This window comes from Rhizobium sp. CECT 9324 (genome assembly GCF_918741265.1).
In the GTDB taxonomy this organism is placed as follows: Bacteria; Pseudomonadota; Alphaproteobacteria; order Rhizobiales; family Rhizobiaceae; genus Allorhizobium.
Map to the genome: position 1 here is coordinate 263,465 of NZ_CAKKMZ010000001.1, position 14,964 is coordinate 278,428.

General features: G+C 59.5%; 15 protein-coding genes, 1 tRNA gene and 1 pseudogene. 11 read left to right on the top strand and 6 right to left on the bottom strand.

Translation table 11 applies throughout. The annotated features are described in order from the left end of the window. Positions 1-114 precede the first annotated feature (114 nt). Both LQ231_RS01225 and LQ231_RS01230 read left to right on the top strand, forming a co-directional pair. On the top strand, positions 115-2,061 hold the full coding sequence (locus LQ231_RS01225; RefSeq protein WP_230169977.1) for an FtsX-like permease family protein: 1,947 nt from the start codon (positions 115-117) through the stop codon (positions 2,059-2,061). A 4-nt stretch (positions 2,062-2,065) separates the two neighbouring features. Continuing rightward, complete coding sequence (locus LQ231_RS01230) at positions 2,066-3,265, top strand: HlyD family efflux transporter periplasmic adaptor subunit (protein WP_230169978.1); 1,200 nt, start codon at positions 2,066-2,068, stop codon at positions 3,263-3,265. A gap of 272 nt (positions 3,266-3,537) precedes the next feature. On the opposite strand, the gene LQ231_RS01235 is transcribed toward LQ231_RS01230, so the two are convergent. From LQ231_RS01235 to LQ231_RS01250, 5 genes are all read right to left on the bottom strand, one after another. Next, positions 3,538-3,789, bottom strand: a complete 252-nt coding sequence (locus tag LQ231_RS01235) for a hypothetical protein (protein WP_230169979.1) — start codon at positions 3,787-3,789, stop codon at positions 3,538-3,540. 561 nt (positions 3,790-4,350) lie between these two features. Then, positions 4,351-5,442, bottom strand: coding sequence for a tyrosine-type recombinase/integrase (locus LQ231_RS01240; protein WP_230169980.1), 1,092 nt, complete (start codon positions 5,440-5,442; stop codon positions 4,351-4,353). A gap of 196 nt (positions 5,443-5,638) precedes the next feature. Next, positions 5,639-6,079, bottom strand: coding sequence for a helix-turn-helix domain-containing protein (locus LQ231_RS27255; RefSeq protein WP_356634608.1), 441 nt, complete (start codon positions 6,077-6,079; stop codon positions 5,639-5,641). After that, positions 6,076-6,501, bottom strand: coding sequence for a helix-turn-helix domain-containing protein (locus LQ231_RS01245; RefSeq protein WP_230169981.1), 426 nt, complete (start codon positions 6,499-6,501; stop codon positions 6,076-6,078). The genes LQ231_RS27255 and LQ231_RS01245 overlap by 4 nt, the downstream gene beginning before the upstream one ends. Before the next feature lie 254 nt (positions 6,502-6,755). After that, positions 6,756-6,845, bottom strand: a tRNA-Ser gene (locus LQ231_RS01250). 282 nt (positions 6,846-7,127) lie between these two features. Between LQ231_RS01250 and rplU the strand changes: the two genes are divergently transcribed. The 4 genes from rplU to LQ231_RS01270 all read left to right on the top strand — a co-directional run bounded on the left by rplU (position 7,128) and on the right by LQ231_RS01270 (position 9,123). Beyond that, a complete protein-coding gene (gene rplU / locus LQ231_RS01255; RefSeq protein WP_007604273.1) occupies positions 7,128-7,442 on the top strand; it encodes a 50S ribosomal protein L21 in 315 nt (104 codons plus the stop codon). Positions 7,443-7,478: 36 nt separating this feature from the next. Next, the gene (gene rpmA, locus LQ231_RS01260) at positions 7,479-7,751 is read left to right on the top strand and encodes a 50S ribosomal protein L27 (protein ID WP_007604271.1); all 273 of its coding nucleotides are present in this window, start codon (positions 7,479-7,481) and stop codon (positions 7,749-7,751) included. A gap of 137 nt (positions 7,752-7,888) precedes the next feature. After that, a complete protein-coding gene (locus LQ231_RS01265) occupies positions 7,889-8,524 on the top strand; it encodes a GNAT family protein (protein WP_230169982.1) in 636 nt (211 codons plus the stop codon). Positions 8,525-8,568: 44 nt separating this feature from the next. Further along, positions 8,569-9,123, top strand: a complete 555-nt coding sequence (locus LQ231_RS01270; RefSeq protein ID WP_230173203.1) for a GNAT family N-acetyltransferase — start codon at positions 8,569-8,571, stop codon at positions 9,121-9,123. Positions 9,124-9,161: 38 nt separating this feature from the next. Here the strand turns inward: LQ231_RS01270 and LQ231_RS01275 are convergent, their stop codons facing one another. Continuing rightward, entirely contained in the window at positions 9,162-10,019 is an 858-nt protein-coding gene (locus LQ231_RS01275) for an endonuclease/exonuclease/phosphatase family protein (RefSeq protein WP_230169983.1), read from the bottom strand. Positions 10,020-10,110: 91 nt separating this feature from the next. Here LQ231_RS01275 and obgE point away from each other — a divergent pair. The 5 genes and pseudogenes from obgE to rsfS form a co-directional block, all read left to right on the top strand. Further along, positions 10,111-11,145, top strand: a pseudogene (obgE, locus tag LQ231_RS01280) (GTPase ObgE); the annotation flags it as partial. Between the two features lie 59 nt (positions 11,146-11,204). Beyond that, positions 11,205-12,413, top strand: coding sequence for a glutamate 5-kinase (gene proB / locus LQ231_RS01285; protein WP_230169985.1), 1,209 nt, complete (start codon positions 11,205-11,207; stop codon positions 12,411-12,413). Continuing rightward, positions 12,406-13,689, top strand: a complete 1,284-nt coding sequence (locus LQ231_RS01290; protein WP_230169986.1) for a glutamate-5-semialdehyde dehydrogenase — start codon at positions 12,406-12,408, stop codon at positions 13,687-13,689. The genes proB and LQ231_RS01290 overlap by 8 nt, the downstream gene beginning before the upstream one ends. Before the next feature lie 47 nt (positions 13,690-13,736). Further along, the gene (locus tag LQ231_RS01295; RefSeq protein WP_230173204.1) at positions 13,737-14,324 is read left to right on the top strand and encodes a nicotinate-nucleotide adenylyltransferase; all 588 of its coding nucleotides are present in this window, start codon (positions 13,737-13,739) and stop codon (positions 14,322-14,324) included. Between the two features lie 106 nt (positions 14,325-14,430). Continuing rightward, positions 14,431-14,865, top strand: a complete 435-nt coding sequence (gene rsfS / locus LQ231_RS01300; RefSeq protein WP_113142779.1) for a ribosome silencing factor — start codon at positions 14,431-14,433, stop codon at positions 14,863-14,865. Positions 14,866-14,964: the final 99 nt, after the last annotated feature.

Sequence of the window (14,964 nt, forward strand, 5' to 3'; positions counted from 1 at the left end):
TTCAACGAGCCTGCAATTGGCCAGGTGATCTCACTGCCTGCAAGCAGTCCACAGTTGCACAATGTCCTTGTCGTCCGGTCCGGGAGGCTGCCGGAGCAGGGCGAAACAGACGCTGTGGTCTTGAACGAACCCTTCGCCGTGGCTCATGGGCTCGTGGTCGGCGATACATTCGAAGCAGTGTTAGGCTCGCAGAGGCGTATCCTTCGGGTAGTGGCGACGGCCCTGAGCCCTGAGTTTATCTATGCAATCGCCCCTGGTGGCATGATGCCTGATGACCGTCGTTTCGGAATTCTGTGGATGGACCGGACCAGCCTCGCCGCAGCTTTCGACATGGATCAGGCCTTCAACAGCGTGACGCTGACACTATTGCGTGGTGCAGACACCAAGGCCGTAATCGCCGGCCTGGACATCCTTCTTGAGCCTTATGCAGGCCAAGGTGGATATGCGCGCGAAGATCAGATTTCCAACTGGTTCCTGCAGAGTGAGATCCGCCAGCAGATCAATATGTCACGCATCTTGCCGACGATCTTTCTCGCAGTGGCGGCATTTCTCACCAATATGGTGATGGGCAGGCTGATCCAGACGGAGAGGCGGGAGATCGGTCTGCTCAAGGCCTTCGGTTACAGCAACTGGGCAATCGGTTGGCATTATGCCAAAATGGTGCTCGCCATCTCCTCAATCGGCGTGCTCCTCGGCTGGGCGCTCGGCGCCTGGCTCGGGCACTGGAATACCAGCCTCTATGCCAACTTCTATCGATTTCCCTTTCTCCTTTACCGACCAAGCCCACAAGGTTTTGTAATTGCAGCTTCCGTCAGCCTTGCCGCCGCGCTCGCCGGCTCGGCTGCTATGGTGGTGCGAGCTGTTCGGCTCCCACCGGCCGCTGCGATGCTTCCCCCCAGCCCACCCAGTTACAGCCGCGCATCGGCGCGCTTGAACATGCTGGACGAGCCGACGCGAATTATCCTCAGGCGGATCATGCGCTGGCCTGTCAGGGCGTTTCTCACCACGCTTGGTCTCGCCATGTCTGTCGCTGTGCTTGTATTGGCGCTGCAATGGATGGACGCCGTGAACCTTTTGGCTCGAACGGTCTTCGAGAGGTCGCAACACCAGGATGCGACGATCATCTTCAACGAGATAGAGCCGCGCAAGAGTGAAATCGATTTCATGCACCTTCCGGCGGTGCTTGCAACTGAGCCCTTCCGCAGCGTGGCGGCAGAGATTTCGCATGGGCATCGGACGAAGCGACAAGGGATAAGTGGGATCCCTGAACATGCGAGCCTCAGCCCGATTTACGACGAACGCGGGCTGGTCCTGTCTCCTCGAGCCGAGGGGCTCGTCATGTCATCGATCCTGGCGGAACTACTCCATGTCAGCGTCGGCGACATGGTTCAGGTACAAGTTTTGGAAGGAAACAGACCAACTTTCGACTTGCCGGTGTTGCAGACCTTCCAGACATATATTGGCACGCCCGTGTACCTGGAGCTCAATGCGCTCAATCGCTTGATGAATGACGGTTTAGTCATCTCGGGACTGCATGTGAAGCTTGACGCATCCGAGCAAGGCCGCCTCTTGATGAAGCTCAAGGCGTTGCCTGGCATTACAGCTATCCTATTCAGGCAGGCGGCACTCGACACCTTCTTCAAGACGATGGGCGAAACGATCCTGATTTTCGTCGGCTTCTTCGTCACCTTCTCCATCATCCTTTCCTTTGGTGTCAGCTATAATGCAATCCGGATCGCGTTATCAGAGCGCGGGCGTGAACTTGCGACGCTCGCGGTTCTCGGATTTAGCCGCTGGGAGATCTCATACATCTTGCTTGGCGAAATAGGGCTTTTGGCGATTGCTGCCATTCCCCTCGGCTGCGGCATCGGCTTCCTGTTGTCTTGGTACATGTCGTCAGCGTTCCAGACTGAGCTCTACCGAGTGCCTCTGGTGGTCGAGCCACAAACCTATGGGGAGGCATCACTAATTGCCACCGTCACAGTCGTCGCCTGTGCGGCTTTCATACGCGGGCGCCTTGACCACCTCGACTTGATCAGTGTCCTTAAAACACGGGAGTAGTGTCGTGCGCGTGATCGGCAGAAGGATTATCATTTGGGGAAGCCTGCTTGTGCTTTTGGCCGGCGGCATGACCTATTCACTTTGGCCGAAACCGGTCCCTGTAGATATCACATATGTGAAAACAGCTCCTCTTACGGTTGCGATCAGCGAGGAAGGCGAAACCCGTGTTCGCCATGTTTACACTCTTCATGCCCCACTTCGGGGTTACCTCCAGCGGCTGACCATGGACCCGGGGGATAGAGTTGCAGCGAACGAGACGGAACTCGCCAGGATCGAGCCTGCCCCTCCCGAATTTTTGGATGTCCGGACAGAGGCTGGGCAACGCGCCGCAGTTGACGCGGCTACGGCAGCGCGCGCGCTTGCGGCAGCCGAAGTGGAAGCAGCCCGGGTCAACCTCGATTATGCCAAAACCGAGCTCACGCGGGCCCGGATGCAGAGCGAGCATCAGGCGATCTCACAGCGCACGCTTGATGAGGCGGAAAGGACCTTTCGTGTTGCGGAGACGAGCCTGGCCACTGCGAGGGCTTCACTTGAGGTTCATGAATCCGAGCTCAGTCGAACACGCACGCAGCTTTTGACGCGCCAAGAGATTAAGAGCCGGAGCAATGCCTGTGAATGCATCAGCGTGATGGCACCCATTAATGGTCTCGTGCTTCAGGTCCTCAGGCGCAGCGAGGGTGTCGTCGAGGCTGGCACGCCGCTGCTCGAAATTGGTGATCCGGAAGACATCGAGATCGCAGTAGATCTCGTCTCCGAGGATGCTGTTACAGTGAGCGTTGGTCAGCGTGCGGTGGTGCGCAACTGGGGTGGAGCCAACCTTGAGGCGCGGGTTAAACGAATAGAGCCTCTCGCAGAAACCAAGGTGTCGGCGCTTGGGATCGAGGAACAACGTGTGACGGTGGTGCTCGACATTGCCTCCTCACCAGCGCTTTGGCGCAGCCTTGGTCATGGATTCCGCGCGGATGTCGATATCATCATGTTCGACGAGATTGTTCCCCAGCTTCCTCTCGGCGCTTTTTTCCGGATCGGGGATGATTGGGGAGTTTTCGTCGTTGAAGATGGCCGAGCCGCACTTCGCAAGGTGGCCATTGGCCAGCGAAACGCGCTGGCAGCTCAGGTTCTCGAAGGCCTCCGCAAACAAGAGCCGGTTGTTCTGTATCCGAGTAGCGAGATTGAACGTGGAACCAGTGTAGAAGCCAGGTAGCTTGCGCGCAATGAGCCGCTGACGGCAACGTCTGATTTGAAAGACCCATGAGCGAATGGCTAGTCTGGCGTCACGGCGACCACTCTGTCTGGCAACTATCGATTGGCTCCGAACAGCCGCTATGCGCTGGCGGTGCTTGGCAGCAGACTGTCCGCTCTCGGCCCCAAATCAGACACGACGCGACCAAAACTTTAAACCGTGAATCTGCATTCGCGTAGGAAATTTCCTCACGCTCAACCATTTCGAACTAGTGCGACCCGAAACGAGACCGGCTAGCTTTCATCTTCGAAAAATATTTCAACCTCGCAGCCGAGAAACTCGTTCGTCGTTTCGTCTATCAGCATTTTCACGTTGGAAACCGGCTGAGCCTTCTCGCTGAGCCCGAGCCGTACCACCTCTGTACTCCTAACGTGCTTCAAAACCACGTCGCATACTTCAAGGGGTTCGAATGTGGTTCTCAGGACCGGGACTTTCCGGATCACGGTTACCTGACGCTTTTCGATTTCGAGCTTCGAGACCGGCATTATGATCACCTCCAAGTAAGAAGCAGTAACGCTCAGCGCCGCTGGAGCGATCGCCGGTCGAGGTAATTAGGCACTTAGCCTTTGGTGCTGCGCTCTGAAAGGGGTAGTGAGCAGCCTAGGCCGCCGCCTTCGGTAAGGACCCTGTTTTAGCTGGTAGGAATGCCAATTCACGCACCATTCCATTGAAAGCTCAATGACTGGTGAGCAACCCGACAAAATAGGTTCCATAATCCGAAGAGCGAAGCAACAGAGCTTCGCGCAGTATTCTCATCTTAGGCGGGTTGTTCTAGACTGGACAACCCGCGCGTAATACGCGGCTTGATAGCATCATGAGAACCATCTTAGATATGATTTTCATAGCGAGGGCAGTTTGTTACTTGTCGGATTGGTTCCTCCGTCGGCGCCACCGAGACTATCGGCAGGAGCGCCAGGACAGACACCGCTCCTCTTCGTCGCTACGTGACTAGTTAGCGAACCGATACGCACGAGTTCCATAATCTTGCTAGGCTTGCAAGGGCATTTCGATAACGCGAAGGTCAGACGGCAAGAGCCGTTAGGTCTTCAACGATAGGGCTGAAGCAACGCAAACATCGCCGTTCGGATATTATCGGGCGCTTTACTGAATGGTTGCAGGATATCGAGGTGTGGGTCGACTTCCCCTCGATTGCGGATAGATTCCACGAGCGCGTGCTGATGATCTTCGTCCAGGGCACCGTAATAGACCAACGTGGTACGGTAGTCCTGATGCCCGAGGTTCTGGCTGAGTGCCTTTCGCTCTTCGGCCGTCGCACCCCACCGTTCAATCATTCTGGCAATTGTTGAACGGATTGCATGAGGCCGGAAATATTGTGCTTCCGCTGTTTCGGCCGCGGCTTTCATCATATGCCGGACAGGCGTGGCGGACGCAAGAAAATCGAAACGCATATCCTTCAGCTCGCCCCAATGCTTTTTAGAGCCCCGGGGGAAGAGCGGATCATCATCCTGTGCACCAAGACTTCGCAGTTCCTCAAGCCAATCGACGACGATTTTCTCGATGTCTTCGCCAACCGGAAACCAGGCCGTCCGCATCGTCTTGCTTGCTTTGGTCGCGACTTGCTTAGCATCCTGGAAGACCAGCTTGCGCGAGGTGTTAACGTGCTTGACACGCAGCGTGACCAGCGCCCCATCACGCACGCCCGTCAGATAGAGAAAGGCGATCATTGCGCGGTCGCGCCGCTGTAGAACGGTATTGACCGGAGCCGCCGCAATCAACGTCCTGATCTCATCCGCAGTCGGCACATGTTTTTCCGTCGCCGCCTTGGCAATCTTTACAAGGCGTTTGGAGGGGGTGAAGTAGTCCGGCAGATCGCGTGGCATCTTGCCGAAGCTGTGCTGCTTGGAGAGCCATAAGAAGAACGTTTTAAGTGCGCCAAGGCTATGGACGACCGTTGATGCGGACAACGTCTCCTCCTCCTCGGCTTTGGCTCGCATGATATTCTTATATGCGATGATTTGATCGCGGTTCACCTGGCTGAAGTCGACATTGCCCGTTGCCTCTTCGAACTGACGTATGTGCCGCAGAGCAGCATCAATCGTCTTGTCGTTCAAGCCGTGGGCTTGCTTAAGATTGGTCTGATAGTCGTAGATAACGAATGCATTCTGATGAGAAGGCATGCTGTCTCACTCTCTTATATATTCATTGCTCATGGTTTTGCCTCTGCGAACATCCCCGGAAACAGCGGTTTGCGGGGATGTTGGGGTGCCAGCGGTCGATCGAAAGACGTCGAGAATCTATCGATGGCCGGCACCTTTGCAGGCGAAGGCAATTTAGTCTGATTTGCCCAATCCAAATGGGAAGGTGACCATTACATTAGTCTGGAATCGTGCCATTGGGATTGTGCTCTGTGGCGTCCTTGATCACGGCCCATTGCTCATTCGTCATCCACCGGCTTGCGCGACCACGTCCCTCCGAGCAAGCCAATGACAGACGTACCAACCCGGTGCGGCCTGGATGGACGGTAAGCCCCCCTTCCAGCAGGGAATGTTTCCCCCCACATGAGACGCAGTGGATCTCATATAGACCGCATGGTGATTTGCTACGGTCGCGCCGGGCGCGATGAAAATCATTCAATTGGTCGCCTCGGAACAGACGGCGGCTGCCGTTTTCGAAGCAACATAAGCCAGACCTCAGCCAATTGCCCACCGTGTTGCGGCATACTCCGTAGAGGGCCTGCACCTCGTCGGGAGAGTAGAAGTGATTGACCTTCGCGAGGCGCCCGCTGTGGAGATTACGGCGGCGGGGCTTTCTCATCGCTCACCTGCCATACGCGCTTCGTATGCCACGACCTCGCTGAGACGCCAGCGGGTAGATCCTTTCTCGACTTTCAACGGCTTGGGAAACCCCTCAGACGTTTTGATCCAGCGCCAAATGGTCTGCTTGCTGACCTTAAAGAGGGCGGCAACCTCGTTGTCGGTAAGAAGTTGCTCTGCTTTGGCTGGCGCAAGAACTGGTGAGGTAGATGTCCGCTTTTGAGCGGCGCCGATCTTGGGAAGTAGCAAGTCCGCCACAAGTCGGGCGATCAGACCCGCCATCTGGGCTGCGTACTCGTCCTCGCTTGCGCTAGGCTCAGCCAAGCCCTTTGCGGCGGCATAACCATTAATCGTGTCTGCGGCCAGATCGGCACGCTCATATTGCTTGCAATCATGGGGGTGCGCGTCGGAAGATTTACGCATACCGTCCCCTTTCCCCGCATTCCGCGGTGTTGGGGAAGCCAGCACGTCTTGCGCAAAACTTCGAATCGAAAATCATCACAGTGACTTGTTCACCGGATGAGCTTTTATGCGTATCAGAATATTCTCATGGCGCAACACGCCGCCGTGAAAAAAATTCCGGCGAGAAGATCCAATTCAGCGTGATGGGCTGAATGATGGGCCAAGAAGATCGCCACAAAGAAAATCACGTAAAATCAACACATTAGATCAAGCTATGGCGGAGAGGGTGGGATTCGAACCCACGATACGGTTGCCCGTATGCCGCATTTCGAGTGCGGTGCTTTCGACCACTCAGCCACCTCTCCGCTTTGCTGGTCGGCGCAAGTTGTGCGCGGGCTGTCTCTTAGCGAGAGTTCACCCCCCATGCAAGAGCGAATGTGACGGCTTCAGAAGCTTTTATCTTGACAGAGATAGGGGCCTCACGTATGCGACCGGTGACTTAAGGCGTGGGTAACTGTGTCTTTCGTTCTTCGCCACAGGCGGAGCCCCACCGGCAGGACAAAGGCGCATGCGTCGTCCTGCCATCCGACTGACAAAAAGACGGCCGCCCCAAGGGCAGAGCCGGAACGAACATGAAAGGATAAAAAATGTTCGCAGTCATCAAGACCGGCGGTAAGCAGTACCGCGTGAACGCCAACGACGTGCTGACCATCGAAAAGCTGGAAGCCGAAGCTGGTGCAACCATCGAATTCACCGAAGTTCTCGTTGTCGGCGAAGGTGCTGATGCCACGTTTGGCGCACCCTTCGTTGCTGGCGCGTCCGTCAAGGCAGAAGTTGTCGAACACAACCGTGGCAAGAAGGTCATCGCGTTCAAGAAGCGCCGTCGCCAGAATTCCAAGCGCACGCGCGGTCATCGCCAGCATCACACGGTCGTCCGTATCACGGACATCGTGGCAGCCTAACGGTCAACGAGAAACACGGTTTAAAGGAGAAATCCCATGGCACATAAAAAAGCTGGCGGTTCATCGCGCAACGGTCGCGATTCCAACTCCAAGCGCCTTGGCGTGAAGAAGTTCGGCGGCGAAGTCGTCATTCCAGGCAACATCATCCTGCGCCAGCGTGGCACGCAGTGGCATCCGGGCGCCAATGTCGGCCTCGGCAAGGACCACACCATTTTTGCTCTGACCGCCGGCAATGTCGCCTACCGTACGAAGGCCAATGGCCGCGTATACGTGTCTGTGATGCCGAAAGCGGCCGAAGCAGCAGAATAAAAGCCGGTAGCGTTTTAAACCAGCCGGCGTCTCATCGACCCGGCTGGCCGTACCAGGTTCAGTCTAGAAAAAAGGGGAGATGGGGCGCCATCTCCCCTCTTTTTTATGCCTTTTTTCAACCAGAAGGAGACTGAACCATGGACAGCTTACTGTTAAGGGACGACCAATCGCGGTCGCCCGAAGATCGGCCAAGGCCCGATCGGTCGAGAACCGATTGCCCCGTCTTGTTATCGCAACGGCTCGTTTTGCGCAGCCCGCACGTAGAAGACATCGACGCCCTTGCCTATCTCGCCAACAATGCCGCGATCGCCACCATGGTCTCGCGCATGCCGCACCCGTATACGGCAAAAGACGCCGCCGATTTTGTGCGACGCACGAATATTGGCGAGATTGGCAAGTGCGTCTACGCCATCACCAAAGCCGAAAACGGCGAATTCCTCGGTTGCTGCGCGCTGGAGCCGCATGCGGCGGATGAAGACACGCTGGAAATGGGATACTGGCTGGGCGAACCCTATTGGAATAGAGGTTATGCCACGGAAGCGGCCCATGCCCTGATCGACATGGCCTTCCGCACCCGTGACATTGCCCGCATCGATGCGCGATGCCGGGTGACCAACATCGCCTCGCGCCGGGTCATCCAGAAATGCGGCTTCCAGTTCCAGGGCTCCGGCATGGTCGGAAACCTCGCCATGGGCGGCATGGTGCCGGTCGAATGGTACAGGCTCGATCGCAAGACCTGGCTGTCGCTGAAGAGCTGGGGGGAAATGCGGTGAGCGCGCTGTTGAGCAAGCCCCGCACCCGGACGGAGCGGAGCGACATGCCGATGCCCGGCCCCTGCCCGGTCATCGAGACGGATCGCCTCGTCCTGCGCCCGCACAAGATCGGCGATGCCGATCCGATCGCCGCCTCGCTGGGTGATTTTGCCGTCGCCCGCATGCTGACGCGTGTGCCGGTCCCCTATGACCGGCAGGATGCGCTCGACTGGCTGAACACGGTGACATCCGGCCTGAAGTCGGACTGGTTCTTTGCCATAACCATGGCCGATGACGTGCATATCGGCACGGTGTCGGTCGAACTGCGCCATGGCCTCTGGCATCTCGGCTACTGGCTGAACCGCTTCTACTGGGGCAAGGGGCTGATGAGCGAGGCAACGCAAGCCGTGCTCGATCATGTCTTCCGCCGCATGCCGCAGGCCGAGATCGCCGCCGGTGCCTTTGCCGACAATCCGGCCTCGTTCAAGGTGCTGGAAAAGCTCGGCTGCACGATTGTCGGAGTCAGTGATGTCTATTCGCTGTCGCGCAATGCCATGGCACCGATGATCGACATGCGGGTAACCCAGTCCGGTTTTCAAAGCCGCAATCGGGACCGCTAGTCCACCGATATCCGGGCGGTTCGCCGCCCGGACAAGCCTCAGGCGAGCTCCACCCAGACCGGGTAATGGTCTGAGGCGGTCGTCTCATTATCCACGAAGGCGGCCTTCAATCGTGAAACCAGGCCGCCGCTGACGAAACAGTAGTCGAGATGTTTGCGCACCACTCCGTCGGGACTGATCCAGCTATAGCCGTCCGCCGTCCGCGCCTTCAGATGCGCGGCCGCGTCGATCGGCCGGTCGGCGCGTGCCACGCGGCCATAGAAGGCATCGTCCCGGCCAACCATGCTCAGATATTCCGGCCCCTCCGGCTCCATGTTGAAATCGCCCATCAGCAGATAGTCGGCCGGCAGTGCCGGATCCGGCACGGCAAATTCGATCGCGCCGGTCAGCGCCCCGCCTTCGTCGACAAAGCCGTTGGCCCGCTCCTTCAGATAGGCGATCTGGGCCATGCGCTCGTCGGGAGAGACATGGTCGAGATGAACCGAATAGACGCGCACCGCCCCGTCCGGCGCATCGATCACCGCCTCCAGCGCGCCACGCTGCAGGTTGAGCTTGTCGAAGGTGCGCGTCCGGGGAAGCAGCAGATTGCGCGCAGCCACAAGCGGATAGCGCGACAGCACCATATTGCCGAACTGGAAACGCCGCTCGCAGAGCCGGCCCTCGACCATCGCATGGTCGACCAGCACGTCGCTGGCCGCGCCGAAGGACGAGAAATAGGTCGGAAACAGCGACGTGACGATTTCGACAAGATCAGCATGGCCATTGCGCACAAATCCGCGCGTCACTTCCTGCAGCGCGATCACGTCGGCCCCCTCGACGGCGCGTGCAATCCGTTCCGGGTCAAAACGACCATCCTGGCCAATGCCATACTGGATGTTGTAGCTGACGAACTTCACGATACTCTTTGACCTCCGCCTCAACCGGCTATATCGATGCCCCATAGCCCCATCCATCCGCAAAACCAGACAGAAGATCAACGGCACCAAGATGAAATTTCTCGACGAAGCAAAAGTTTACATTCGCTCAGGCGACGGCGGCGCCGGCGCTGTGTCGTTTCGGCGCGAAAAATTCATCGAATTCGGCGGTCCGGACGGCGGTGACGGCGGCCGTGGCGGCGATGTCTGGGTCGAGGCCGTCAATGGCCTGAACACCCTGATCGATTTCCGCTTCCAGCAGCATTTCAAGGCGCAGACCGGTACCCACGGCATGGGTCGCAACCGCACCGGCGCAAATGGCGGCGATGTCACGTTGAGAGTGCCGGTCGGCACGCAGATCTTCGAGGAAGATTTCGAAACCCTGATCATCGACCTGACCCAGGAAGGCCAGCGCTTCCGGCTCGCCGCCGGCGGCAATGGCGGCTTCGGCAACGCCCATTTCAAGTCGGCCACCAATCAGGCGCCGACCTGGGCCAATCCGGGCCTCGAAGGTGAAGAGAAAAACGTCTGGCTGCGGCTGAAGCTGATCGCCGATGCCGGCCTTGTCGGCCTGCCCAATGCCGGCAAGTCGACCTTCCTCGCCGCCGTCACCCGCGCCCGGCCGAAGATTGCCAATTATCCCTTCACCACGCTGCATCCGAACCTCGGTGTTGCAACGATCGACGAGCGCGAATTCATTCTGGCTGACATTCCCGGCCTGATCGAAGGCGCCCATGAGGGCATCGGCATTGGCGACCGCTTCCTCGGCCATGTCGAGCGTACCCGCGTGCTCCTGCATCTCGTCTCCGCCCAGGAAGAAGAAGTCGGCAAGGCCTATAAGACGGTCAAGCACGAGCTCGAAGCCTATGGCGGCGGGCTCGAAGACAAGGCCGAGATCGTCGCGCTGTCCCAGATCGACGTGCTCGACGAGACAGAACTGAAGAAGAAGATGGCCGAGCTGAAAAAGGCGAGCGGCCAGACCCCGCTGCTGCTCTCGGCGATCACCGGCAAGGGCATGACCGACGCGCTGCGTGCGCTACGCGACGTCATCGTCTCGGCGGGCGGCAACCGCGAGCAACCCCAGCGCCGCGAAAAGAACCGCAAGCACAGCCGCACCGACAGCAATGCCGAGACAGAGGACGACCTCGACGGAGAAGGCGACGCGTAATGGCCACCAAGCTTCGCTCGCTCTCTCGCTGCAAGCGGATCGTGATCAAGATCGGTTCGGCGTTGCTGGTCGATCGCGCGTCCGGCCTGAACAAGGCCTGGCTTGATGCCATTTGCGACGATATCGCCGCCCTGAAGGCACGCGGTACCGATGTTCTGGTCGTGTCCTCGGGCGCCATCGCCCTTGGCCGCACGGTGCTCGATCTGCCGAAAGGTGCCCTGAAGCTTGAGGAAAGCCAGGCGGCAGCGGCCGTCGGCCAGATTGCGCTCGCCCGCCACTGGTCGGAAAGCCTGTCGCGCGCGTCGATCGTCGCAGGTCAGATCCTTCTGACCCTGGGCGACACGGAAGAACGCCGGCGTTACCTCAACGCCCGCGCCACGCTCCAACAGTTGCTGAAGATCGGTGCCATTCCGATCATCAACGAGAACGACACCGTCGCCACCACCGAAATCCGCTACGGCGACAATGACCGGCTGGCCGCCCGCGTCGCCACCATGGCCGGCGCCGACCTGCTGATCCTGCTGTCGGATATCGACGGCCTCTACACCGCCCCGCCGCATCTCGACCCGAACGCGCGTTTCCTCGAAACCATCGAGGACATCACCCCGGAGATCGAGGCGATGGCCGGCGGTGCGGCGTCCGAACTGTCGCGCGGCGGCATGCGCACCAAGATCGATGCCGGCAAGATCGCCACCAGCGCCGGCTGCGCCATGATCATCGCCTCGGGCAAGACCATGAACCCGCTGGCAGGCATCGAAAACGGCACCCGCCATTCCTGGTTCTCCGCCTCGAAGTCGCCGGTCACCGCCCGTAAGACCTGGATTGCCGGTCAGCTCCAGCCGGCAGGCGAGCTGCATGTCGATGCAGGTGCGCAAGGTGCATTGCAGGCCGGCAAGAGCCTGCTTCCCGCCGGCGTACGCTCCGTCGCGGGACAATTCCACCGCGGTGACACCGTTTCCATTATTGGCGCGGAGGGCCGCGAGATCGCCCGCGGTCTTGCCGGCTACGATGCAGAGGAAGCACGCCGCATCTGTGGCCGCAAGTCGAACGAGATTGAACAGATTCTGGGCTATGCTGGCCGGGCCGCCATGATCCACCGCGACGACCTCGTCATGACCGAAACCGGCAATCGCCAGGACAGTGCCGGCAGGGAGCGTGTCGAAGAGACGCTGGCCGGGAGCGCCACGAAAGGTACAGCCCATGCTTGAGACCGCAGCCAATGGGAATTCCGTCGAAGCCCTGATGCTGGACATTGGCCGGCGCGCCCGGGCCGCGGCCAGGCCACTGGCCAACACATCGACCGACGCCAAGAATGCCGCGCTGCGCGCCATGGCCGATGCGCTTGTCGCGGCAGAAGCGATCATTCTCGCCGCCAATGCCATCGACCTGAAGAACGCGGCAGACACCGGTGTCGCGCCCTCTTTCATCGATCGTCTGACGCTGAACGTCGCGCGCATCGCCGGAATTGCCCAGTCCCTGCGCGAAATTGCCGACCTGCCGGATCCGGTCGGGTCGATCATTGCCGAATGGGATCGTCCCAACGGCCTCCATATCGAACGCGTGCGCACGCCGCTCGGCGTCATTGGCGTCATCTATGAAAGCCGCCCCAATGTCACGGCCGATGCGGGTGCCCTGTGCCTGAAGGCCGGCAATGCCGTGATCCTGCGCGGCGGCTCGGACTCGGTCAACTCCTCGCGTGCCATTCATGCCTGCCTGGTCAAGGGCCTTGTCGCAGCCGGCCTGCCCGCCGATGCCATCCAGCTCGTGCCGACGACCGACCGTGCCGCCGTCGGCGCCATGCTGTCCGGCCTCGACAATTCGATCGATGTCATCGTGCCCCGCGGCGGCAAGAACCTGGTCGCCCGCGTCCAGTCGGAAGCCCGCGTTCCGGTCTTTGCCCATCTCGAAGGCCTCTGCCACGTCTATGTCGATGCCTCGGCCGATCTCGACATGGCGAGGAAGATCGTCGTCAATTCCAAGATGCGCCGCACCGGCGTCTGCGGCTCGGCCGAAACGCTGCTCGTTGACAGCGGCGCGATCGCCACCCATCTGACGCCGCTGCTGGAAGCCTTGACCAAATCCGGCTGCGAGATCCGCGCCTCGGCCACGGTCCTGCGCGCATTCCCCGGCCTGAAAATGGCAACTGAGGAAGACTGGCGCACAGAGTATCTCGATGCGATCATCTCGGTTGCCATCGTCGATGGCATTTCCGGCGCCATCGATCATATTGCACGCTATTCGTCCAATCATACGGAGGCGGTGATCGCCGGGGATCCACGGGTGGTCGAGCGCTTCTTCAACGAGATCGATTCCGCCATCCTTCTACACAATGCTTCGACCCAGTTTGCCGATGGCGGCGAATTCGGCATGGGCGGCGAGATCGGCATTGCCACCGGCAAGATGCATGCGCGCGGCCCCGTCGGCGTCGAACAGCTGACTTCGTTCAAATATCGCGTGCGCGGCACCGGCCAGGTCCGACCCTGAACTCGGTCCCGAACATCGTGGAACATGTCGCCCACCACCACCGCGTCATGCCGCATGTCGAGCGGGGCATGGTTGTCGGCCTGTTCGGCGGCTCGTTCAATCCGCCGCATCAGGGCCATGTGCTCGTGGCCGAGATCGCCCTGCGCCGTCTCGGCCTCGACCAGCTGTGGTGGATGGTCACGCCCGGCAATCCGCTGAAGAGCCGTCGCGAACTCGCACCGCTCGCCGAACGCCTCTCGCTCTGCGAAAAAATGGCCGCCGATCCGCGCATCAAGGTCACCGCTTTCGAGCAGACGCTCGGCACCAGCTACACCGCGCGCACGCTGGATTTCATCCGCAGCCGCAATCCACATGTGCATTTCGTCTGGATCATGGGCGCCGACAATCTCGCCGGTTTCCATCACTGGCAACGTTGGCAGAAGATCGCCACCACCTTCCCCATCGCCGTGATCGACCGGCCCGGCTCGACGCTGTCCTATCTTTCGTCGAAAATGGCCCGCACCTTCGACTACGCCCGCATCGACGAGGACGATGCCGGCGTGCTCTGGCGCAAGCCTGCCCCCGCCTGGACATTCATCCATGGCCCGCGCTCGACGCTCAGTTCCTCGGCCCTTCGCGCTGCCGCCGAGAACTGAACGGTCGATTGTTCCATTTCAATGGACTGTCTTGAAAGATTAACGGATCGATGCCACCTTTTAATCTGATTTCCGCAACAGGGAATCACAGACGTGCTGTTCTGTTATACCAAGGAAAGGAAGACCTCTGACAACAGTGCACACCAAGGGAAGAGCGCACAGCGCGATCCCGAAAAGCCCGGAACGTGGCGCCGATGCTGCAGCCCGCGCGCTTGAGCTGGTCCTCGCGAGCCTTGAGGACTCAAAAGCAGAAGACATCGTCTCGATCAACATAGCCGGCAAATCCGCACTGGGCGACTACATGGTCGTCGTGTCCGGACGCTCGAACCGGCACGTGACGGCGATCAGCGAACATCTCATCTCCGACATGAAGGACGAAGGCCTGGGCTCCGCCCGCGTCGAAGGTCTGGAAGTGGGCGATTGGGTCCTGATCGACGCTGGAGACATCATCGTGCATGTATTCCGTCCCGAAATCCGTGAGTTCTACAGCATCGAAAGAATGTGGTCCGCGCCGGATATCGAGGAAGGTCGCCTGCACTAGAAACGGCCGGCCGTCGTTCAGGCGGTCCCGAAGCCGGAGTGACGCGGCAAGCATCCCGCTATGCCGGGCAAATGGTTTTGTGACCCAGGGACGAGGAAC

Excerpts from the sequence above, each read along its gene's own strand:
- LQ231_RS01235 (WP_230169979.1), bottom strand. The coding sequence starts at position 3,789 with ATGCCGGTCTCGAAGCTCGAAATCGAAAAGCGTCAGGTAACCGTGATC.
- LQ231_RS01240 (WP_230169980.1), bottom strand. The coding sequence starts at position 5,442 with ATGCCTTCTCATCAGAATGCATTCGTTATCTACGACTATCAGACCAAT.
- LQ231_RS27255 (WP_356634608.1), bottom strand. The coding sequence starts at position 6,079 with ATGAGAAAGCCCCGCCGCCGTAATCTCCACAGCGGGCGCCTCGCGAAG.
- LQ231_RS01245 (WP_230169981.1), bottom strand. The coding sequence starts at position 6,501 with ATGCGTAAATCTTCCGACGCGCACCCCCATGATTGCAAGCAATATGAG.
- rplU (WP_007604273.1), top strand. The coding sequence starts at position 7,128 with ATGTTCGCAGTCATCAAGACCGGCGGTAAGCAGTACCGCGTGAACGCC.
- rpmA (WP_007604271.1), top strand. The coding sequence starts at position 7,479 with ATGGCACATAAAAAAGCTGGCGGTTCATCGCGCAACGGTCGCGATTCC.
- LQ231_RS01265 (WP_230169982.1), top strand. The coding sequence starts at position 7,889 with ATGGACAGCTTACTGTTAAGGGACGACCAATCGCGGTCGCCCGAAGAT.
- LQ231_RS01270 (WP_230173203.1), top strand. The coding sequence starts at position 8,569 with ATGCCGATGCCCGGCCCCTGCCCGGTCATCGAGACGGATCGCCTCGTC.
- proB (WP_230169985.1), top strand. The coding sequence starts at position 11,205 with ATGGCCACCAAGCTTCGCTCGCTCTCTCGCTGCAAGCGGATCGTGATC.
- LQ231_RS01290 (WP_230169986.1), top strand. The coding sequence starts at position 12,406 with ATGCTTGAGACCGCAGCCAATGGGAATTCCGTCGAAGCCCTGATGCTG.
- LQ231_RS01295 (WP_230173204.1), top strand. The coding sequence starts at position 13,737 with ATGCCGCATGTCGAGCGGGGCATGGTTGTCGGCCTGTTCGGCGGCTCG.